The organism is Catenuloplanes niger (assembly GCF_031458255.1).
Lineage (GTDB): Bacteria > Actinomycetota > Actinomycetes > Mycobacteriales > Micromonosporaceae > Catenuloplanes > Catenuloplanes niger.
Map to the genome: position 1 here is coordinate 5,205,155 of NZ_JAVDYC010000001.1, position 21,052 is coordinate 5,226,206.

The 21,052-nt window shown below is 72.2% G+C and carries 20 protein-coding genes; 7 read left to right on the forward strand and 13 right to left on the reverse strand.

The features are described from left to right. The first annotated feature begins 3 nt into the window (after positions 1-3). Together fdxA and dapC are read left to right on the forward strand one after the other, a co-directional pair. A complete protein-coding gene (fdxA, locus tag J2S44_RS23150; RefSeq protein ID WP_306835075.1) occupies positions 4-330 on the forward strand; it encodes a ferredoxin in 327 nt (108 codons plus the stop codon). After that, positions 327-1,418 carry a succinyldiaminopimelate transaminase gene (gene dapC, locus J2S44_RS23155; protein WP_310429868.1) on the forward strand — a complete coding sequence of 364 codons (1,092 nt, stop codon included), beginning with the start codon at positions 327-329 and terminating at the stop codon, positions 1,416-1,418. The genes fdxA and dapC overlap by 4 nt, the downstream gene beginning before the upstream one ends. A 76-nt stretch (positions 1,419-1,494) precedes the next feature. Here the strand turns inward: dapC and J2S44_RS23160 are convergent, their stop codons facing one another. The 5 genes from J2S44_RS23160 to J2S44_RS23180 all read right to left on the reverse strand — a co-directional run bounded on the left by J2S44_RS23160 (position 1,495) and on the right by J2S44_RS23180 (position 6,208). Further along, positions 1,495-1,890 (reverse strand): ester cyclase, encoded by a 396-nt coding sequence (locus J2S44_RS23160; RefSeq protein WP_310417684.1) that lies wholly within the window; start codon positions 1,888-1,890, stop codon positions 1,495-1,497. Positions 1,891-1,913: 23 nt separating this feature from the next. Then, complete coding sequence (locus J2S44_RS23165; RefSeq protein ID WP_310417687.1) at positions 1,914-2,855, reverse strand: alpha/beta hydrolase fold domain-containing protein; 942 nt, start codon at positions 2,853-2,855, stop codon at positions 1,914-1,916. 128 nt (positions 2,856-2,983) lie between these two features. After that, positions 2,984-4,813 carry a PAS domain S-box protein gene (locus J2S44_RS23170; RefSeq protein WP_310417691.1) on the reverse strand — a complete coding sequence of 610 codons (1,830 nt, stop codon included), beginning with the start codon at positions 4,811-4,813 and terminating at the stop codon, positions 2,984-2,986. 110 nt (positions 4,814-4,923) lie between these two features. Further along, positions 4,924-5,547: a nucleoside/nucleotide kinase family protein gene (locus J2S44_RS23175; protein ID WP_310417694.1), complete on the reverse strand. Its 624-nt coding sequence runs from the start codon at positions 5,545-5,547 to the stop codon at positions 4,924-4,926. A gap of 166 nt (positions 5,548-5,713) precedes the next feature. Next, positions 5,714-6,208 (reverse strand): hypothetical protein, encoded by a 495-nt coding sequence (locus J2S44_RS23180; RefSeq protein ID WP_310417697.1) that lies wholly within the window; start codon positions 6,206-6,208, stop codon positions 5,714-5,716. A gap of 755 nt (positions 6,209-6,963) precedes the next feature. On the opposite strand from J2S44_RS23180, the gene J2S44_RS23185 reads away from it, so the two are divergent. Then, complete coding sequence (locus tag J2S44_RS23185) at positions 6,964-9,924, forward strand: galactose-binding domain-containing protein (RefSeq protein WP_310417700.1); 2,961 nt, start codon at positions 6,964-6,966, stop codon at positions 9,922-9,924. 100 nt (positions 9,925-10,024) lie between these two features. Here the strand turns inward: J2S44_RS23185 and J2S44_RS23190 are convergent, their stop codons facing one another. Together J2S44_RS23190 and J2S44_RS23195 are read right to left on the reverse strand one after the other, a co-directional pair. Continuing rightward, on the reverse strand, positions 10,025-10,975 hold the full coding sequence (locus J2S44_RS23190; RefSeq protein ID WP_310417703.1) for a serine/threonine-protein kinase: 951 nt from the start codon (positions 10,973-10,975) through the stop codon (positions 10,025-10,027). A 31-nt stretch (positions 10,976-11,006) separates the two neighbouring features. Continuing rightward, positions 11,007-12,221 carry an MFS transporter gene (locus tag J2S44_RS23195; protein WP_310417706.1) on the reverse strand — a complete coding sequence of 405 codons (1,215 nt, stop codon included), beginning with the start codon at positions 12,219-12,221 and terminating at the stop codon, positions 11,007-11,009. A 151-nt stretch (positions 12,222-12,372) separates the two neighbouring features. Between J2S44_RS23195 and J2S44_RS23200 the strand changes: the two genes are divergently transcribed. From J2S44_RS23200 to J2S44_RS23210, 3 genes are all read left to right on the forward strand, one after another. Beyond that, positions 12,373-13,158, forward strand: coding sequence for an SGNH/GDSL hydrolase family protein (locus J2S44_RS23200; protein WP_310417710.1), 786 nt, complete (start codon positions 12,373-12,375; stop codon positions 13,156-13,158). A 48-nt stretch (positions 13,159-13,206) separates the two neighbouring features. Further along, a complete protein-coding gene (locus J2S44_RS23205) occupies positions 13,207-14,340 on the forward strand; it encodes an MBL fold metallo-hydrolase (protein ID WP_310417713.1) in 1,134 nt (377 codons plus the stop codon). Between the two features lie 96 nt (positions 14,341-14,436). Next, positions 14,437-14,559: a hypothetical protein gene (locus J2S44_RS23210; protein ID WP_310417715.1), complete on the forward strand. Its 123-nt coding sequence runs from the start codon at positions 14,437-14,439 to the stop codon at positions 14,557-14,559. A gap of 12 nt (positions 14,560-14,571) precedes the next feature. On the opposite strand, the gene J2S44_RS23215 is transcribed toward J2S44_RS23210, so the two are convergent. Then, a complete protein-coding gene (locus J2S44_RS23215; protein ID WP_310417718.1) occupies positions 14,572-15,738 on the reverse strand; it encodes a hypothetical protein in 1,167 nt (388 codons plus the stop codon). A 236-nt stretch (positions 15,739-15,974) separates the two neighbouring features. Between J2S44_RS23215 and J2S44_RS23220 the strand changes: the two genes are divergently transcribed. Then, a complete protein-coding gene (locus J2S44_RS23220) occupies positions 15,975-16,559 on the forward strand; it encodes an LURP-one-related family protein (protein ID WP_310417720.1) in 585 nt (194 codons plus the stop codon). A gap of 3 nt (positions 16,560-16,562) precedes the next feature. Here J2S44_RS23220 and J2S44_RS23225 read toward each other — a convergent pair whose 3' ends face one another. The 5 genes from J2S44_RS23225 to dapD all read right to left on the reverse strand — a co-directional run bounded on the left by J2S44_RS23225 (position 16,563) and on the right by dapD (position 21,029). Beyond that, a complete protein-coding gene (locus J2S44_RS23225) occupies positions 16,563-17,216 on the reverse strand; it encodes a biliverdin-producing heme oxygenase (protein ID WP_310417725.1) in 654 nt (217 codons plus the stop codon). A gap of 177 nt (positions 17,217-17,393) precedes the next feature. After that, on the reverse strand, positions 17,394-18,314 hold the full coding sequence (locus tag J2S44_RS23230) for an LLM class flavin-dependent oxidoreductase (RefSeq protein ID WP_310417727.1): 921 nt from the start codon (positions 18,312-18,314) through the stop codon (positions 17,394-17,396). Positions 18,315-18,463: 149 nt separating this feature from the next. Beyond that, positions 18,464-19,282 (reverse strand): SigB/SigF/SigG family RNA polymerase sigma factor, encoded by an 819-nt coding sequence (locus J2S44_RS23235; protein WP_310417729.1) that lies wholly within the window; start codon positions 19,280-19,282, stop codon positions 18,464-18,466. A gap of 203 nt (positions 19,283-19,485) precedes the next feature. Further along, positions 19,486-19,926: a phytochrome family protein gene (locus J2S44_RS23240; protein ID WP_310417732.1), complete on the reverse strand. Its 441-nt coding sequence runs from the start codon at positions 19,924-19,926 to the stop codon at positions 19,486-19,488. Positions 19,927-20,039: 113 nt separating this feature from the next. Continuing rightward, positions 20,040-21,029 carry a 2,3,4,5-tetrahydropyridine-2,6-dicarboxylate N-succinyltransferase gene (gene dapD, locus J2S44_RS23245; RefSeq protein ID WP_310417735.1) on the reverse strand — a complete coding sequence of 330 codons (990 nt, stop codon included), beginning with the start codon at positions 21,027-21,029 and terminating at the stop codon, positions 20,040-20,042. Between the last annotated feature and the right edge of the window lie 23 nt (positions 21,030-21,052).

The following is a 21,052-nucleotide window of genomic DNA, read 5'->3' on the forward strand; positions in this document are numbered from 1 at the left end:
CCCGTGACCTACATCATCGCCGAGCCCTGCGTCGATGTTCTGGACAAGGCGTGCATCGAGGAGTGCCCGGTCGACTGCATCTACGAGGGCAACCGCATGCTCTACATCCACCCGGACGAGTGCGTCGACTGCGGTGCGTGCGAGCCGGTCTGCCCGGTCGAGGCGATCTTCTACGAGGACGACGTGCCGGACCAGTGGAAGAACTACACCTCGGCGAACTACAGCTTCTTCGAGGACCTCGGCTCGCCCGGCGGCGCCTCGAAGGTCGGCAAGATCGACAAGGACGACCCGTTCGTCGCCGGCCAGGCGCCGCGCGGCGAGGGCCACTGACCGGCCTCGCGGCGCGACTGCCGGACTTTCCCTGGGACCAGCTCGTCCCGGCGAAGGCGACGGCGTCCGCCCATCCCGGTGGGCTCGTCGACCTGTCGATCGGCACGCCGGTCGACCCGGTCCCCGCGGTCGTGCGCGATGCGCTGGCCGCGGGGTCGAACGCGCCCGGCTACCCGCTGACCGCCGGCAACCCGCACCTGCGGGCCGCCATCACGGCGTGGTTCGCGGCCACCTGCGGCGCCGACCTGCCCGGCCTCGGCGTGCTGCCCACGATCGGCTCGAAGGAGCTGGTCGGGTGGCTGCCCACGCTGCTCGGCATCGGCCCCGGCGACACCGTGGTGATCCCGGAGATCGGCTACCCGACGTACGAGGTGGGCGTCACGCTCGCCGGTGCCCGGGCGGTCCGGTCCGACTCACTCACCGCGCTCGGCCCGGAACGGGTCCGGCTCGTCTGGATCAACTCGCCGTCCAACCCGACCGGCCGGGTGCTTCCGGCCGCGCACCTGCGCAAGGTGGTCGACTGGGCGCGCGAGCGCGGCGCGATCGTGGCCAGCGACGAGTGCTACCTGCCGCTGGGCTGGGAGGCGGAGCCGGTCTCCGTGCTCGCACCCGAGGTGCGCGGTGACAGTTACACGGGCATCCTGGCGGTGCACTCGCTGTCCAAGCGCTCCAACCTGGCCGGTTACCGGGGTGGCTTCCTGGGCGGCGACCCGGCGATCGTGTCCGAGATCCTGGCCGTGCGCAAACACGCCGGCATGATCGTGCCGGAGCCGGTGCAGGACGCGATGACCGCGGCACTCGGCGACGAGCAGCACGTGACCGAGCAGCGCGCCCGGTACGCGGACCGTCGGGAGCGGCTCCGCGCGGCCCTGACCGCGGCCGGCTTCCGGGTCGAGCACTCCGAGGCGGGCCTGTACCTGTGGTCGACGCGGGACGAGGACTGCTGGGAGACGGTCGGCTGGCTCGCGGAGCGCGGGATCCTGGTCGCGCCGGGGGCGTTCTACGGGCCGGCGGGCGTGAAGCACGTCCGGGTCGCGCTGACCGCGTCGGATGCGCGTGTCGACGAAGCGGTGCGGCGGCTGTCCTAGGCCCCGTATCGAAGCGGACGGCCGGGGCCGGGGGAGCGCCCCGACCCCGGCCGGCTCGCACTCCGGCGGCAGCCGGTCAGGCGCCCAGCTGATCCTGGATGCGCTGGACGTCCAGGAGGTACCACATGTCGTCGAAGCGGCCGTCCGTGAAGTGGTAGAAGGCGTATTCGGTGAACTCGACACTCCGGCCGGTGGGCTGGAGCCCGAGCCACTCGGTGACGGGCACGCCCGTGTCGGTGAGGCGCGCCGCGACGCGGTCGTCCTCGACGACGAGGTCGTCGAGACGCCACGTGAAGTCCCGCACCGCGGCCAGGTGGGCCTTCATCGTCGCGACGTACTCGTCCCGCGACACCGGCTCGCCGTTGAAGGTGAGCCGTTCGTGGGCGAACTCGTGCATGCGGTCGAACTCGCGGTTGTTGATGGCCTCGATGTAGTCGCGGTAGATCTCGTGCAGGTCGGTGGTGTCGCTCATCGCGTGTTCTCCGTGCTCGTCGGTCAGAGGGATGTGATCGCGTCGATGCGGAACCGCATCACGCGGGTGCGGATCGTGCTGCCGATCGCGTAGTGGTCCCAGCCGTGCACGAGGCCCGGCAGCACGTGCAGCTCGGCATCGATGCCCGCGGCGAGCAGCCCACACGCGTACGCGATGGTCTCGTCGCGGAAGATGTCGAGCGCGCCGACCTCCAGGTAGGCGGGCGCGATTCCGGTGAAGTCGGTGAGGCGGGCGGGCGCGGCGACGGCGGGGACGTCCGCGCCACCGCGCCGTTCGCCGAGGAGCGCGTCCCAGCCGAGGCGGTTGTCGCGGTAGGACCAGGTGGCGATGCCGTCGAGAAACGGGTCGGGGTCGACGTTCGAGTCGTCGAGCATCGGGTAGACGAGGATCTGCCGCGCCACCGCGACGCCGTTGTCCCGGGCGAGGATGGCCGCTCCGGCGGCCAGGCCGGCACCGGCGCTCTCACCCATCAGCGCGATCCGGGCGGGGTCGACACCCAGCTCGGCCGCGTGCTCGTGGAGCCACGTCAGGCCGGTGTAGACGTCCTCGGCGAGCGTGGTGCCGGTCGACTCGGGTGCGAGGCGGTACTCGACCGAGAGGAACGGGACGCCGCTGGCGCCGACGTACTCGCGCACGAAGGGCGCGAGCGTCTCGACGGATCCGGCGATCATGCCGCCGCCGTGGGCGTGCACGACCGCGGCCGACGGGTTCCCGGCACGGTCCGCCGGGGCGAACCAGCCGAGCCGCAGCTCGCCGCCGTCGGCGGTGGTGGCGGTGAACGTCCGCTCGGTCACGGGCTGGACCGGCAGCCGCGCGGTCAGGACCGGGTAGGTGGCGGCCACGGCGGCGCGGATCTCGTGCGGGGTCGTCGCCGGCTGCGGCACGGCGTCTCCCATCAGGTCCGCGAGCGCGGCGGCGACCTCAGGATTCTGGACAAAAGTCATCGTCGTCAGACCTCATGATGTGTTCTCCGCCGGTCTTTCCGGCGGGCACATCGGCAACGCTATGAACTAGAGTCGGCTCTAGATCAAGCAGTCGCACGCGGCGGCCGCTCACGACCGCGATCCAGGCGCTACTTGAACCGATTGGTGACGGAGCGCCGGTTCTTGCCCGGAGCCGAGTCCAGCAGTGCTCGCTGGATCAGCGCCTGCTCCTTGCGGTGCCGGCCGGCGGCGTCGCACAACGTCAGCACGTAGCCCCGCACCAGCCGGTCCGCGCGCAGATCCCGGCAGCTCACGTCCAGCACGATGCGGCTGCCGTCGTCGCGCAGGAGGCTCCACTCCTCGCGGACGCCCTCCGCGCTGCCCGAGCCCCGGGCCAGCTCGAACGTCCTGGTCACCTGCGGGCGGTCGTCCGGCTGGACCAGGTCGGCGAGCGTGCCGAAGGCGCGGGGCCGGACGCCGAGCACGGTGGCCAGGGACGGGGAGCAGTAGCGGATGCGGTCGGCCTCGTCGACGATCAGGACCACGTCGCTGGTGTTCTGGACGACGGCGGAGACGTACTGGTCGGACTCGCGCCGGGTCATCTCGTCGGTCAGGAAGATCCGCTCCAGGGCGAGGGTGGCCTGGACCGCGACCACCTCGATGCTGTCCTGGAGACCGCGCAGCACGTGTGTGTCGGCGGCGACGAAGAGCGCGCCGACCCGGGGCGGGCCGATCGTGGTGTCGTCCAGGACCAGCGGGCAGACCAGCGTGCCGGGGAGGTTGCCGAGCTGGTCGGCGAGCGCGGGGTGCAGCGTGTGGGTGCGCAGCAGGCGGGTGCGCCGGGCCGCGGCCGGCGTGGGCAGCGGGTACGGCGTGGGCATCCCGGGCCCCCAGACGCTGCTGGCGGCCGCGGGCTTGCCGTCGGCGCGGTGCACGGACAGCACGATCCGGTGGGTGGCGTCGTTGAGCAGCGCGCTGATCGCGCCCCGGATCGCGCCTTCGACCTCGTCGGGGCCGGCGGCGGCGACCAGCGCGCCGCAGATCTCCCGCAGGTGCCGTTCGCGGCCGAGGAGCCGCCGGTGCTTCTCCACCGCGTCGAACAGCCGGGCGAAGACCGCGCCGTAGATCACGGTGGCCAGCGCGGCGATCATCGCGCCGTCGACGACCTCGCCGCGCAGCGTCTCGGCCAGCAGCACGCCCGGCGGGATCAGCACGGAGACGCCGAGCAGGACCTTCCACACCAGCCGCAGCTCACCGGGGTCGGCCGAGGGCGGCGAGGTCAGCCTGGACATCGACGGATGCAGCGCGGCCTGGCCCCAGGCGGTGTAGAAGAGCAGGTAGGCCAGCTCGAACGGGCTGCCGTCCGGCCAGCCGCCGTAGCGCAGGTCGAGCACCAGCCAGGCCACGTCGCCGAAGAGCAGGCCGCCGGCGCCGACGGCGAGCAGCGTGACGGACGCGCTGAGCCGGGTGTCGATGGTGACGCCGACGGTGGCCAGCAGCAGGAACAGGCAGCCGAGCGAGTGGGTGGCCGCGCTGGTGACGTCGCCGCCGTCGGTGCGCAGCGCCGGGCCGAGCAGCAGCACCCAGGCGAGCAGCGCGACCGAGGCGCCGAACGTGAGCCAGTCGATCAGCCGGGACCGGTCCCGGAGCAGCCCGCTCGGCCGGGTGAGCTGGATCAGGCCGACCACGATCAGCGGGAACATCGCCAGGTAGGCCACCTCGGACACGATCAGCCGGGCGCCCTGCGCGTGCTGGCTGTAGAACGTGTCGCCGAGCGCCATCACGCCGGCGGCCGCGGCCAGCCACCACCACGGCGCGCGGCGCAGCGGCCCGTTCATCCGCACGCCGGCGACGATCGTGCCGATCGTGACGAGACCGATCAGCGCGAAGACCAGCGAGTCCGGCAGCGGGGTGAAGACGGCGCCGCCGAGCACGACCATCACCGCGGCGTGGGCGGCCATCATGCGACGGGCGGTCACGGGCCTGCCAACCTCCGGATCCGGTCTCGTGTCGGATTCTGGTCTATCAGCCGATAGGTGTGAGCGCATATCGTCCGCCCGGACCACGGATCAGTGCAATAGCGACGGTGTCATGTCAGGGGAACGATGAGATCGGCGCGGCCCTTGGTGGTGGCGATCAGTTCCGCGTTGGACTGGTCGCTGCCGAGCGCCCGCGCCCGCGCCTCCGCCTCGTCCCGGCCGAACGCCATGTGCCGGGCCACCAGCCGGCGCAGCCGTTCCGGCTCGTCCAGATCCAGGTACCAGGCCTCGTCCAGCAGTCCGCGCACGTCGGCCCAGACGCCGTCCGGCACCAGCAGGTAGTTGCCCTCCGTGATGACCAGCCGGGTCTCCGGCGGCACCGGGACGGCACCGGCGACCGGTTCCTCGATCTCGCGGCGGAACACCGGTGCGTAGACCACGCCGCCGGTCTCGGAGCGCAGCCGGTGCAGCAGCGCGACGAACCCGGCACCGTCGAACGTGTCCGGCGCACCCTTGCGCGCGTGCCGGCCGAGCCGGTGCAGTTCCGCGTCGGCGAGGTGGAAACCGTCCATCGGTACGACCGTGACGGCCGCGCCCGCGTCGGTGAGCGCGGCTGCGAGGCGCGCGGCGACGGTCGACTTCCCGGCGCCGGGCGGACCCGCGATGCCCAGGATGCGGCGCGTCCCGCCGCTCGCCAGCCGGGCGGCCCGGTCCAGAAGATCGTCCCAATTCATGGGCTCCAGCATAAAATCGGCTCCCCGCCGGGCGGGGAGCCGATTCGGCGTACCGCCGGAGCTGACCGGCACACCCGGGGTCGGGAGTGTCGGCGGTAACAGAGCGTGGGCACCGGTACGCGTCGCGGGAATTTTATCGCGGAAAAGCGCGATCGTCGAAAAATTCTCAAGCGGAGTCCGGGATCGGCAGGCGAACTCCCGTACCGATGATCAGGAACTGGTAGGTGGCGGTGCGGCAGGCGGCGGACACCGCGAGCGGCACGAACACCGGGATCGTCCCGGCGTCGGCGGTCTCGCCGGGACCGAGCGTGAACGGCAGCCGGGGCGGCCCGCCGTGCGGCCCGACGGTCAGGTCCGACGTGCCCGGGTGACAGTCCGGCCGGGACACCGTCAGCACGTGGCCGGTCAGCGCGTCGATCCGCACCCGGTCGTCGTGCGGGTTCGTCAGCCGGATGCGCAGCGGCGTGGTGGTGCCCGGCGCCGGCGCCTCGACCGGCTCGCTGCGCAGCCGGAACCGGAGTGTCTCCGCGTCGCCCGCGGGCGCCACCGGTTTCTCCGCCGTCGTCGCGTCCGCTCGCACGGACAGCCCGCCGATCAGGGCGGTCGTCGCCAACGCCGCCACCGACATCGCCACCCAGCGCCAGCGGTAGAGGGTCCGCATGCGCTCACCTTTCGGGTCCGTCACCGGTAGGGGCGGACGGGTGTCTCCCCAGCCCTTCGCCCGCCCCTACCGGTAGCTCACTGTGCCGGCGCGCCCGGTGGCCGCCGTGTGTCCCGCCGCGCCGCGCGGCCCCCCGGCCGGCACCGGTTGACGACGCGTCGGCGGTGCCTGCGGGCGGGCGGGAACTGGTGCATGGTGCCGGTCCTTCGTGTCCTCTTGGCGGCCCGCCGGGCGCCGCCGCTGGCCGACGGTGCCCGGCGGGCTCCGGGAGTCATGACTCGCGCGCCGCCGTGGCGCTGATGAAGAATCTGCCGGATCGCGGCGGCGCCGGAAATCCGTTGTCCGTGCCGGAACATTGAGCGCTCAAGCGTGCGGTCCGGCTGTCCGGGCTACCCCGATAGGGCTAACGGCCCGCGTCGATGTGCGCCGAACGGTGCCTCGACGTCGCCGGTCGGTGTGACCCGCCGGGCCGCGGGCAGAGGCGTCGGTACAACGCCTCCAACGACGTGCCGCCGGTGCGGTGGCGGGTGCGCGCCGGTTTCCGGCCGATCGGGGAGAACGACACCGGCCTTTGCGGATAAAAGCGGCATCTTGCGTACGCATGGACGTCGATCGTTGACGCCCCCGTAGCGTGTCTGCAACATTTAGCGCAGTCGACTGCAAAATCCGTACGACTGCCTGTCTCATGGCCGACTTCTGAGCGGAATATTGACGCAGGCTGCCCGGATGTCGCCCTTCTCCACCGAAGGACCGCCATGAGACAACGACTGGCCACGCTGCTGGCCGCCGCCGTCACGCTCACCTCGACCGTCCTCACCGTCCAGTCCGCCCCGGCCGGCGCGGCCCCCGCCGACCTGGCCCGCGCCAAGACGTTCACCGCGAGCAGCGGGAACGGCTCCTACACCGCCACCAACGCCGGCGACGGCGACCCGGCCACCTACTGGGAGAGCACGAACAACGCCTGGCCGCAGTGGATCCAGGTGGACCTGGGGGCGGCCTCGGCCGTCACCCGCGCGGTGCTGCGGCTGCCCGCCGGCTGGGCGGCCCGTACCCAGACGATCGCGGTGCAGGACGGCGCGACCGGCGCCACGCTCGCGGCCGCGGCCGGGCGCACGTTCGACCCGGGCGGCGGCAACACGGTCACCGTCCCGCTCTCCGCCACGGTCCGCCACCTGCGGCTGAGCATCACCGCGAACACCGGCTGGCCGGCCGCGCAACTGTCCACGCTGGAGGTGTGGGGCGAGCAGACCACGAACCCGGCGGAGCCGAACCTGGCGCTCGGCCGGCCCACGACCGGCTCGTCGACCGTCCACTCGTTCGTGGCGGCCAACGCGACGGACGGGAACACCGCGACCTACTGGGAGAGCGCGGCCGGTGCGTATCCGGCCACGCTGACCGTCGCGCTCGGCCGCACCGCGTCCGTCACGTCCGTGACCGTCCGGCTCAACCCGGACCCGGCGTGGTCCACCCGGGTGCAGAACATCCAGGTGCTCGGGCGCGCGCCGGACGCGACCGGGTTCACCGGCCTGGCCGGCGCGGCGAACCGCACGTTCGACCCGGCGACCGGCAACACCGTCACCATCGGCGTCGCGGCCACGGTGACGGAGGTGCAACTGCGGTTCACCTCCAATACCGGTGCCACCGGCGCGCAGGTCGCGGAGCTGCAGGTTGCCGGCACCGTCGTGCCGGACCCGGAACCGGAACCCAGCTCGGACCTGGTCGCGTCGCCGGTGAGCTGGTCGCCGTCGAACCCGTCGGCCGGCACCACGGCCACGTTCACGGTCGCGATCAGGAACCAGGGCACGATCGCGTCCGCGGCCGGCGCGCACGGGATCACGCTGACGCTGCTGAACGAGGCCGGTGCGGTCGTACGTACCCTCAGCGGCTCGTCGAACGGGGTGATCGCCGCCGGCGCCACCACGGCACCGGTGTCGCTCGGGACGTGGGCCGCGGCCAACGGCCGGTTCACGGTCCGCGTGGTGCTCGCGGACGACGCCAACGAGCTCGCGGCGAAGCGTGCGAACAACACCAGCGAGACGCCGCTGTTCGTCGGGCGGGGCGCGAACATGCCCTATGCCGTGTACGAGGCGGAGGACGGCCAGATCGGCGGCGGCGCGGTGCCGGTCGGCCCGAACCGCACGGTCGGCGACCTGGCCGGTGAGGCGTCCGGGCGGCGCGCGGTCACGCTGAACAGCACCGGCGCGTACGTCCAGTGGACCACCCGGGCCAGCACGAACACGCTGGTCACCCGGTTCTCCATCCCGGACGGCAGCAACTCCACGCTGAACATCTACGTCAACGGCGCGTTCCTCAAGGCGATCTCGCTGACCTCGCGGTTCGCCTGGCTCTACGGCGACGAGGCCGCGCCGAACAACAACCCGTCGTCCGGCCCGCCGCGGCACATCTACGACGAGGCGAACGTGCTGCTCGGCACGACCGTCCCGGCCGGCGCCACGATCCGGCTGCAGAAGGACGCGGCGAACAGCGGGCCGTTCGCGATCGACTTCGTGAACCTGGAGCAGGTCGCCGCCGCGCCGAACCCGGACCCGGCCCGGTACGCGGTGCCGGCCGGCTTCACCCACCAGGCCGTGCAGGACGCGCTCGACCGGGCCCGGCAGGACGCCGCTCTGGCCGGCGTCTACCTGCCGGCGGGCGACTACCAGACCGGCTCGAAGTTCCAGGTCTACGGCAAGGCGGTACGGGTGATCGGCGCCGGCCCGTGGTTCACCCGCTTCCAGGCGCCGGCCGGGCAGGAGAACACGGACATCGGGTTCCGGTCCGAGGCGAGCGCGAACGGGTCGGTCTTCTCCGGGTTCGCCTACTTCGGCAACTACACGTCGCGGATCGACGGGCCCGGCAAGGTGTTCGACTTCGCCAACCTGGCGAACCAGACGATCGACAACATCTGGGTCGAGCACATGGTGTGCCTCTACTGGGGCGCCAACACGGACAACATGGTCATCAGGAACTCGCGGATCCGGAACACGTTCGCGGACGGCGTGAACATGACCAACGGCAGCACCGGCAACCTGGTGTCCAACAACGACGCGCGGGCCACCGGCGACGACAGTTTCGCGCTGTTCTCCGCGATCGACGCGGGTGGCGCGGACGAGCGGGACAACGTCTACGAGAACCTGACCAGCACGCTGACCTGGCGGGCCGCGGGCGTCGCGGTCTACGGCGGCTACGCGAACACGTTCCGCAACATCTACATCGCGGACACGCTGGTCTATTCCGGCGTCACGATCAGCTCGCTGGACTTCGGGTATCCGATGAACGGGTTCGGCGCGGACCCGCCGACCCGGTTCGAGAACATCTCGATCGTCCGGTCCGGCGGCCACTTCTGGGGAGCGCAGACGTTCCCCGCGATGTGGCTCTTCTCCGCGTCGAAGGTGTTCCAGGGCATCCGGGTGAGCAACCTGGACATCGTCGACCCGACGTACAGCGGGATCATGTTCCAGACCCAGTACGACGCCGCGGGGCGGCCGGTGAACCCGATCACCGACACCGTGTTCACCAACGTCTCGATCACCGGTGCGCGGAAGTCCGGCGACGCGTTCGACGCCAAGTCCGGCTTCGGCGTCTGGGCGAACGAGCTGCCCGAGCCGAACCAGGGGCCGGCGGTCGGCGCGGTCACGTTCAACAACCTGCGGCTGGCCGGCAACGCGCAGGACATCCGGAACACGACGCCGCTCCGGATCACCATCAACCCGTGACGTCGGGGTGGGGGCGGCTCCCGGCCGCCCCCGCCTCGTCGCCGGGGCCAACCGTCGTCCCGCCGCCGCCCGCGGTGAGCGGGCCGGGTGATGGCGGTGGTCAGGGATCCGCTCGGTGGCGGCCCGGTGCCTCGAAGACGTCGGTGGCCTGGTCCTCCCACGCCGTGCCGGGCGCGACCTCGCGGACCAGTGGGGCGACGCCGGTCAGCGGCACGTAGACCTGCGCGTCGACCGCCTCGGCGAGCAGCAGCGCGACCGCGAAGCTGGTCGGGCGTTCCGCCGGGTCACGCGATATGCACTGCAGGCAGAGCGCGGCGACCTCGTCGGGGAGGCCGGGGACCGGCGGCAGCGGGGCCGCCTCGACGCCCGGTGGGATCGCGTTCGGCGGTACGCCGGGCAGGTCGGACGGGGTCCACGGGAGGCGGCGGGCCAGGCAGAGGTAGAGGAGCACGCCGAGCGCGTAGACGTCCGCGGCCGGGGTGGCCGGCGTGACCGTGTCGGCCTCCAGGCGCTCGGGGGCGACGAACGCGGGCGTGCCGACGATCGTGCCGTCCAGGCCGGAGTCCGGTTCACCGACGAGCGCCGCGATGCCGAAGTCGAGCACCTTCACGCCGGCCGGCGTGAGGATGATGTTGGCCGGCTTGATGTCCCGGTGCACGATGCCGTGCACGTGCGCGGCGGCCAGCGCGGCCGCCACCTCGGCGCAGACGCGCACCGCGATCTGCCAGTCGAGCGGGCCGGCGCGCAGGTGGTCGGCGAGCGTCTCGCCCTCGACCAGCTCCATCACGATGTACGGCGCGGGCTGCCCGGGCAGCACCGAGGACATGCCGAAGTCGTGCACGCTGGCCACGTTCGGGTGGGCGAGCCGTGCGGCCGAGCGCGCCTCGGTGCGCACCTGCTCGACCACGGCCTCCGCCTCGGCCAGGTGCGGCGCGATCAGCTTGACCGCGACCGGCCGGTCCAGCACGTTGTCGTGCCCACGCCACACTTCGGACATCCCGCCCACACCGATGCGTTGTTCGAGGCGGTAGCGCTCGCCCAGAACACGCATGGGGAACTCCTTAGACGAGAACGGCCGTTGATCATCTACCCGATTGCGGCGCGGGCAAACCCGCCGGGAGGGGTGGTTGTGCGCGTTCGACCACGCGCGACACGGACAGGACGACCAGGCCCGCGACGGAGAGAACCGCGCCGACCCAGGCGGTGGAAAGGTACCCGTACCCGGCCGCGATCACCATGCCGCCGAGCCACGCACCGGCCGCGTTCGCCAGGTTGAGCGCGGAGTGGTTGGAACTGGCGGCGAGCGCGGGCGCGTCCGGCGAGACCGCCATCAGCCGCATGGTGAGCGCGGTGCCGATCACCTGGCAGGCCACGCCGATCAGGAAGATCAGCGCGATCGCGGCCGGAACGTACTGCGCGGTGGTCGCGAACAGAACGAGCACCGCGAGCATGCCGATCATGCCGCCGAGCAGCGTTCCCATGATCGAGTGGTCGGCGAGCCGGCCGCCCAGCAGCGTGCCCACGGTCATGCCGACGCCGAAGACCGCCAGCACCCACGGCACCCCGCCGGCCGGCAGCCCGCTGACCTCGGTGAGCGTGGGCGCGACGTAGCTGTAGACCGCGAACATGCCGCCGAACCCGACGATGCCGGTGACCAGCGCGAACCACACCTGCGGACGGCGGAACGCGCCCAGCTCGGTGCGGATCGTGGCGTGCGCCGCGGCCGGGACCGCCGGCACCAGGAAGTGCACCGCCGCGATGGTGAGCAGGCCGATCGCGGCGATCATGCCGTACGCGGCCCGCCAGTGCACGTGCTGGCCGACCGCGGTGGCCACCGGCACGCCGATGATGTTGGAGACGGTCAGGCCCATCATCACGCCGGCCACCGCACGGCCGGCCCGGTCCGCCGGGACCAGGCGCGCGGCCACCACCGACGCGATCCCGAAGTACGCGCCGTGCGGCAGCCCGGCGATGAACCGGGCCAGGTAGACCAGCGGCGCGTTCGGTGCGATCGCGGAGAGGCCGTTGCCGACCAGGAACGCGACCATCAGGCCGAGCAGCAGCAGCTTGCGGTCCAGTCGCGCGGTGAGCGCGGTGATCAGCGGCGCGCCGACCACCACGCCGAGCGCGTACGCGCTGATGCCGTAGCCCATCGACGGGATGGAGACGTGCAGCGTGGCGGCCATCTCCGGGAGCAGCCCCATGGCCGCGAACTCGCTGGTGCCGATGCCGAAGCCGCCGAGCGCGACGGCGGTCAGCGCGATGCCGACCCGGCCGGACTTGATCTCCCCACCCATGCCCGGATCGTGACAGCTCCGCCGTTGCATTCATAGGACGACCGACACAGCGGACAGTCAGTTCATGTTACTTGCGGGTAAAGGAAAAATCACCGTCTATCTTTGCTGGTAACGCCCGCTTTACGCTCTTCGCACCCCCTAGGAGGTTCGGATGGGCAAGTGGGCACTCAGGCTCTCCGTCACGTTCACCACCGTGCTGGCCGCGATCACCGTCGGGCCGGCCGCGCACGCCGACGCACCCGTCGACTACGTCGCGCTCGGCGACTCCTACTCGTCCGGCACCGGTGCCACCGGCGCGACCGGTAGCTGCATGCGCAGCCCCAACGGCTACCCGCAGCTGTGGGCGAACCGGCACCAGACGTCCTCGTTCGCGTTCGTCGCCTGCGGCGGCGCCACCACCGACGACGTCCGCGCCACCCAGGTGGCCTCGCTCGGCGCCGGGACCGACCTGGTCACCATCACGATCGGTGGCAACGACGCCGGCTTCGCGACCGGCGCGATCTCCTGCGTGCTGGGCAGCGACGAGGTCTGCCTTGGCGTGGTGGAGGCGGCCCGGGCCTACATCCGGACCGTGCTGCCGGGCCGGCTCGACCGCACGTACGCGGACATCACGGCGCGGGCGCCGTCCGCCGAGGTGGTCGTGCTCGGCTATCCGCGGCTCTTCGAGACCGGCGCCTGCCCGGGCGGGCTCAGCCTGACCAAGCGCCAGGCGCTCAACGCCGCGGCCGACGACCTCGCCGCCGTCACCGCGGCGCGAGCCCGGGCGGCCGGGCTGACCTGGGCGGACACCCGTCCGATCTTCGCCGGGCACGGGGTCTGCTCCGGCGCTCCGTGGATCAACCGGGTCAACCTGCTCAATCTGGCCAGCACATTCCATCCGAACAACGCCGGATACGCCAGCGGCTACCTGCCCGCGCTGGAAAACGTCACGGGCTGATCAGCGGTACGCACGGGGAGCGCCCGCTCCCCGTGCGATCCTGGGCAAATGCGGCTTAGATCCGTATTCGCCCCATTGGCCGTGGCGGCCGGGCTCGCCTGGGCGGCCCGCGGCCTGCCGCCGGCGTTCGGCGCCCGGCCACCCGCGCACCCCTCGCGGCGCACCGTCCGCCGGCTGCCCGGCGCGCTCGACCGCGCCGACCGGATCGCCAAGTCCGGGCAGTTCCGCGACGGCGCGTTCCGCAACGTCGATCCGCCGCACCTGATGAAGCCCGGCACCACCCGCGAGGCGATGCTCGGCATGATCTTCAGCGCCCGGAAGCGCCGCCCGGTCCGGCCGGTCCCGGTGCTGCGGCCGGACTTCACCGCCCGGGACGGCCTGCACGTCACCTGGCTCGGCCACTCCACCTCGGTGGTCGAGATCGACGGCGCCCGGGTGCTGCTCGACCCGGTCTGGAGCGACCGCTGCTCGCCGTCCGCGCTGGCCGGGCCGCGCCGCCTGCACCCGATGCCGCTGCCGATCGAGGACCTGCCCCGGCTGGACGCGATCGTCGTCTCGCACGACCACTACGACCACCTCGACCTGCCCACCGTGCGTGCGCTCGCGGCCCGGCAGGACGCGCCGTTCCTGGTGCCGCTCGGCGTGGGTGCCCACCTCGAACGCTGGGGTGTGCCGGTGCGGCGGATCGTGGAGCTGGACTGGGACGAGCACGCGGAGGCCGGCGGCATCCGGTTCACCGCGACGGCCGCGCGGCACTTCTCCGGGCGCCTCTTCGCCCGGGACGCCACGCTGTGGTCGTCGTGGGTGCTGACCGGGCCCCGGCACCGGCTCTTCTACAGCGGCGACACCGGATACTTTCCCGGGTACGCCGCGATCGGTGAGGCGTACGGGCCGTTCGACGCCACGATCATGCAGGCCGGGGCGTACGCCGATCCCTGGCCGGACATCCACATGGAGCCGGAGGACGCGGTCACCGCGCACCGCGAGGCCGGCGGCGGCCTGCTCATCCCGGTGCACTGGGCCACCTTCGCGCTGGCCATGCACTCCTGGTCGGAGCCGCCGGACCGGGTGTGGGCGGCGGCGCGGGCGCGGGGCGTCGCGCTCGCGGTGCCCCGGCCGGGCGAGCGGGTGGACGTGGCGGACCCACCGCCGGTCGACGGGTGGTGGCAGGCGCTTGTTTAGCGCTCATGAGCGCGGGGGTATCGAAGTCGCCGCACAGCTAATCCGAACCCCCCGGAGGCTCTCATGTCGATCCCTGCCGTTCTTTACATCATTGCCGTGATCCTGCTGATCCTCGCCGCGCTGCCGATCGGCACCCGCGGCGTCTCGCTGGCGCTGCTCGGTGCCGCGTCCGCGCTGCTGGCCTACTCGTGGCCGACCATCACCGGCAGCGAGGCATAACGCGCCGGCCCCTCAGCCCGGCCAGTGGTGGGCGAGGAGCGCGTGGAAGCGTGGCTGGTCCCAGTAGGCGCCGTGCGCCGCCGGGAACGGCACACCCGCGTCGATCTCCTCGTCCACCGCGCCCGGGAAGACCCGCGCGGCGCAGAACGCCAGCAGGTCGGCCCGGTCGTAGACGTTCAGCCACGGTGTGAACGCGGCACCCGGCACACCCGGCCGCAGATGGTCCAGCGCGTCCATCAGGTACAGGTACGGCGCCTGTGAACCGGCCGTGACCAGCAGCCGCACCGATCCGGGCCGGTCCGGCCCGGAGAGCAGGTCGACGGCCGCGATCCCGCCCAGACTGTGCCCGAGCAGCACCACCGGTGGCTCCGCCCGCGCCGCCTCCGCTGCGATCAGCGTCCGGACCGCCGCGCCGCGCCGCAGGTAGAACGCGATGTCCCGGACGACGTCGGTGGCCGGCTCCATCAGCGGGGCGCGGCGGCGCTCCAGGCCCCGCGCCGCCAGCCGCGCGGCGAGCGGGTGCAGCACCCGCCGGACCAGCGTCTCACCCAGTCCACGGCTCAGGCCCTCGGCCGGTTCCGGGATCGGCTCCAGCGCGGTGACCAGGATCGCGGCCAGTTCGTCCCGCACCGCACCGGTCCGGGCGATCGGCGCGTCCGGCGCCGCCCGCAGCGCGGTGGCCGTGATCGCGCGCGCGACCGCGGCGCACAGCTCCGGATCGGCCGCGTCGCCGACCGCCAGCGCCGCGTCCGTGGTCTCCGGCGCGTCCCGTACCTCGGTGATCGCCCGCTCCAGCGTCGCCCGGTCCACGTGACCCAGCTCCGGCAGCGGCATCGCGTCCAGCCGCTTGTCCAGCGCGTCCGGGCCGGCCGGCCCGGGATCGAAGAGCTCCGCCAGCATGCGCAGTTCCAGCAGCGGGTCGGCGAGCAGCAGGTCCCACGCGGCCACGGTGATCTCCGCCGGGGTCACCTCCGCCGCCGACTCCGGTGCGGGTGGGCGCGGCGGCAGCACCGGCGTCACGTCCAGGTCGGCCGGACCGACCGCGCTGCCCCAGGCCACCCCGTGCACCCGGACGTCGCGTAGCCGGGGCTCGGCGGCGAGCCCGGCGCGTAGCCGGGAGAGCTCGTCGTCGATGCGATGTGCGCCGGTGCCGTGCACGAACAGCAGAGTTCCGGACATGAGTCGCCTCCCGGGATATAACGGACTCCACCGTCCATTTCAGGCGGTCATCGAGCCGGCGTCACTAGTGCTACCCGCGATGTCCCCCGTTGGGACGCGGCCGGGGCTCCGGAAATGGCCGATCGAGCGAGGACCCTCCGAAGATCGGTCAGACCCTGGCTTCACGGCGGACATGAAATGTCGCACGGGTGTGCCAGACTGCGGCCGACGAAATCCGGTGAGAGGAAACAACAGCGATGACCGACCTTCAGCGGCTCCAGGCGACCCAGCAGTTCCACGTCCGGCAGCGGGTCCGCCTCATGGTCAACCAGTACGAGGTCCGCGCGGTCAACGCGGACGGCTCCGAGGGCGAGATGATCGCGTTCGCGCAGCAGAAGCGGATGGCGTTCAAGGAGCAGGTCACGCTCTACACGGACGACAGCAAGCAGGTCCCGGTGCTCGGCTTCAAGGCCCGGCAGGTCATGGACCTCGGCGCCACCTACGACGTCACCGACCCGAACGGCGCGCCGATCGGCCTGTTCCGCAAGGACTTCAAGGCGTCGCTGCTGCGCTCCACCTGGATCGTCGAGCAGCCGCACGTGGGCGAGGTCCGCGGTCAGGAGCGCAGCCAGCTGGTGGCGATCCTGCGGCGCTTCGTCGACTCGCTCTCCTGGCTGCCGTACCACTTCGACTTCGTCACGCCGTCCGGCGAGACCGTCTTCTCCGTGGTCAAGCAGTGGGGCTTCCGCGACAAGTACGTGGTGTCCGTGCCGAACCCGCACATCGACCGCCGCCTGGTCATCGCGATGGCCGTGGCGCTCGACGCGCTGCAGTCCCGCTGACGCTCAGCCCGACGTGAGCCGGTGCAGGTCGGCGAAGACGCGGTTGTTCAGGTCGTACGCGACCAGCACCTCGTCGATCAGCCGGTCCTGCACCGCCCGGTCCCAGGGCGCGTCGTCCAGCAGCGCGCGGTATCGGTTCTTGAACTCGCCCGGGTCGCCGAGCGCGTCGAAGCGGTAGAACCGCACCCCGTCGACGTCGAGGCCGTAGGCGGAGCGGATCGCGTCACCGATGTAGAACCCGCCGGACAGGTCGCCCAGATAGCGTGTGTAGTGGTGCGCGACGAAACCGGCCGGGTCGCCGAAGCACACCTCGGTCATCCGCGCGCGGTAGTCCCGGGTGCCGGGCGTCGCCTCGATCCGGTCCCGCCACTCGGCGCCGAGGAGGAACTCCAGGTCGGCGGCGAGCTCGGGCAGCCGGGTCAGCTCCGGCGCGGCGAACGGCGCCGCCACCGGGTCGGCCCGCATCACCTCGGCCGCGGACTCCAGCACGTCGTAGATGAACCAGTGCTGCGCCACCAGCAGGGCGTAACCCGCCCGGTCCAGCTCGCCCGAGGTCAGCGCGGAGAGATAACCGGCCCCCTCGGCCGAGCGGTGCGCGCGGCCGGTCTCCTTGCGAAGCCGCAGGGAGAAGTCCTGGTCGGTGTGCGTCGCGGTCATCTGCTGGCGCTCCTGCCGGGCCGGGGTCGGGTGGGATCCATGGTGCTGGCTGCACGCCGCTCGCGCCAGACCCCGGTCCGGCAAAGATCAGATTCCGCCACCGGTACGCCGTGCGCCCGACCCGTGTGCCCGGTGTCCGTGCCGTGCGCCCGGTGTCCCCGGGCCGTCAGAACCCGGTCACGGCGCCGCGGTGAGGAACTCCGCGGCCACCTTCTCCAGGACGGCCTCGTCGCCGGCGTACCAGCCGTCCGCGCGGGGCCAGTGCGTGATGATGTCGGTGAAGCCCAGTTCGGCCGCCCGGCCGTGCGCCTCCGCGAACGCGTCCACGCTGCTCAGCGAGAAGACCGGGGCGGAGTCCAGGCTCAGGTAGCGGTCCAGCGTGCCGCGCTCCCGGCCGGCCCGGTCCAGCGTGTCGTCCAGCCGCTTCGACAGCTCCTCGACCGTCTTCCACCAGGCGTTCTGCTGCGCCCGGAGCTCCGCGCCGGACGGCGGGGTCAGCGCCGCGCCGGGCTCGCCGCCGGTCGTCACCCAGCCCTGTGCGTGCTTCGCCACCAGGCGCAGCCCCCGGGGGCCGTTCGCCGCCATGATCATCGGCACGCGGGGGCGCTGCACGCAGCCGGGCAGGTTCCGCGCGTCCACCGCGGCGTAGTGCTCGCCCCGCCAGGTCACGTGGTCCTCGCGGAGCAGCAGGTCGAGCAGTTCGGCGAACTCCGCGTACCGCTCGAACCGGGTCTTCGGGGTCAGTTCCGCCGCGCCGAGCACGGTGTTGTCGAAGCTGGTGCCGCCCGTGCCCGCGCCCACGCCGAGCAGCAGCCGGCCCGCGCTGATGTCGTCCAGCGCGGTCACCTCGCGGCCGAACGGCACCGGGTGCCGGAAGTTCGGTGACGCCACGAACGTGCCGAGCCGCATCGTGGACGTGACCGTCGCGGCCGCGGCCAGCGTCGGCACCGCGTCGAACCAGGGGCGGTCGACCAGTGTCCGCCAGCCGATGTGGTCGTAGACCCAGCCGTGGGCGAAGCCCCACGCCTCGGCCTGACGCCAGCGGGGCGCGTTCTCCCGCCACGGCCGGTCCTGCAGGATCGCGATTCCGATGCGCATGATCACCACGCTACCCACCGGCGTCCCCGCCCAGGGCGTGGGTGGGCCGGACATGCAGGAGACCCGGCACCGAACCGGTGACCGGGTCTCCTGACGAAGCGCGGGAGTGGAGCTCTCGATTCGTACCCCCGCACGCTTCTGGTCGTGTCTCAGTCGGCCGCGAGGTGGCCGCGCAGCTTGACCAGCGCCTTGGCCAGCAGGCGCGAGACGTGCATCTGGCTGACGCCGATCTGGTCCGCGATCTGCGACTGGGTGAGGTTCCCGTAGAAGCGCAGGGTCAGTATCTTCTGCTCGCGCTCGTCCAGCGCGGCCATCGCCGGGCCGAGCGCGACACGCAGCTCGGTCAGCTCGTACTCGTGGTCCTCGGAGCCGAGCGTGTCGCCCAGCTCCATGCCGCCTTCCTCGGTGACCGGCGTGGAGAGCGAGGTCGCGGTGTACGCCCGGGCGCCCTCCAGGCCCTCCAGCACCTCCTCCTCGGTCACGTTGAGGTGGACCGCGATGTCCGCGACCGTGGGGGAGCGGCCCAGGTCCTGGGAGAGCGTCGCGTTCGCCTCGGAGATGGCCAGGCGCATCTCCTGCAGGCGGCGCGGCACCCGGACGGACCAGGTGCGGTCGCGGAAGTGCCGCTTGATCTCGCCGATGATGGTGGGGATCGCGTAACCGGCGAAGTCCACGCCGAACGTGGGGTCGAACCGGTCGACCGCCTTGATCAGGCCGATCATCGCGGTCTGGACCAGGTCGTCCATCGCCTCGCCGCGGCCGGAGAAACGGAGCGCGAGGTGGCGTGCCAGCGGCAGCCAGGCCTCGATCGTCTGCTGGCGGAGAGCCGGTCGCGACGGGTGGGTTTCAGGAAGTGCCGCGAGGGCATTAATGAGTTCGGTGCCCTCGGCTGCGGCCGCGTCGTGGTCGAACCGAGTCGACCGGTCGAGCCGAGTCGACTGGTGCCCACGGGTCGCTGCAACGGTCATGGAGTCCTCCCTCGTTAGGATCTCGACACTAACCTAATGAGCTGGCCGGTGGTAGCCGAAAGTATGAGGTGTCCCAGCGTTTCGGCCCTTTCCCTTCGGCGGTGTGATACCCGACCGGGTTTCCAATACGGATATGTCGGGTTTGTTCGACGCGCAGAGTGATCATGTTGTATCGCCCGGGTGACGGCTGTGGTAGTGGTCTCTCAGCCGGTGCGCGCGTCGATCAGCTCGCGCAGGCGCAGCGCCGCGTCCTTGGCGAACCGGACGTACTGCTTGCCCCGGAAGTCCAGCTGCTCCGAGTAGCGGCGGTTCTGCAGCGGCTCCAGGAAGTCGAGCACCGTGCCGAGCGGCCCGCGCAGGTCGTGCACCGTGGCCTCGGCCGCCTCCGCCAGCTTGCGGTTGCTCTCCCGGAGATCGGCCAGCTCCTGCCCCAGCCCGTCGGCGCGCTCGGTGCCGGCCGCGACGTCCCGCTCCAGGCGGGCGACGTCGCGCTCCAGCCCGGCGATACGGTCCCGGAGCGCCTCGGCGGCGACCCGGTCGGCGCGCATCTCGGCGCGGAGCAGCGATATCCGGGCACGCATGAGGTACAGCGCGGCCAGAGCGGCCGCGAGCAGGATCAGCGTGACGACCAACGCGACGGTCACACCGAAGACGCTAGCGCCTGCGGGTGCGGCCCGCTGCGATCGGGCCGGGAGTGAACGGCCGTCCGAGGCGTCCTCATGCCGGTCCACGGCACCGGGACGCCTCGGACGGGACGTCAGTCGTTGCTGTGCAGCGCGGCGTTGAGCGCGATGCCGGTGCCCTTGCGCGGCCGTGCCTCCAGCGCGCCGGTCAGCGAGTTCCGCCAGAAGAGGACGTTGTCCGCCCCGGAGAGCCGGACCGCCTTGACCGCCTCGCCGGACGGCAGCAGCACCTTCGAGCCGGCCGTGATGTACGTCCCGGCCTCGACCACGCAGTCGTTGCCCAGCGAGATGCCGACACCCGCGTTCGCGCCGATCAGGCAGCGCTCGCCGATCCGGATCCGCTCCTTGCCGCCGCCGGACAGCGTGCCCATGATCGAGGCGCCGCCGCCGACGTCCGAGCCCTCGCCGACCACGACGCTCGCGGAGATCCGGCCCTCCACCATCGAGTTGCCGAGCGTGCCCGCGTTGAAGTTCACGAACCCCTCGTGCATGACCGTGGTGCCGGCGGCCAGGTGCGCGCCGAGCCGGACCCGGTCCGCGTCCGCGATCCGCACGCCGGACGGGACCACGTAGTCGATCATCCGGGGGAACTTGTCCACGCCGTAGACGGTCAGGTGCCGGCCGGCCGCCCGCTCCAGGATCTGCAGCTCGGAGATCCGGTCACCGGGGCACGGGCCGGCCGAGGTCCAGGCCACGTTCGCCAGCAGGCCGAAGATGCCGTCCAGATTCACCGAGTTCGGCGTGACCAGGCGGTGCGAGAGCAGATGCAGGCGCAGGTAGACGTCGAACGTGTCCTTCGGCGCCTCGGCCAGCGAGCCGATCACGGTGAGCACCGCCACGGTCCGCAGACCCGGCAGCGCCCGGTCGCCGAGCACCCCGGCCGGGAGGCCGAGAAGCGTGGCGCCGTCCGCGTCCGGCAGCGGCGTGTTCGCCGGCTGACCGGTGATCTCCGGCGCGCCCAGGCCGAGTCGGCCCGCCGGGTACCAGGTGTCGAGCACCTGCCCGTCGGCCGTGACCGTGGCGAGGCCGATGCCCCAAGCTGCACTAGTAGACACGTCACTCACAGGTGAGAAGGTACCGTGCCACC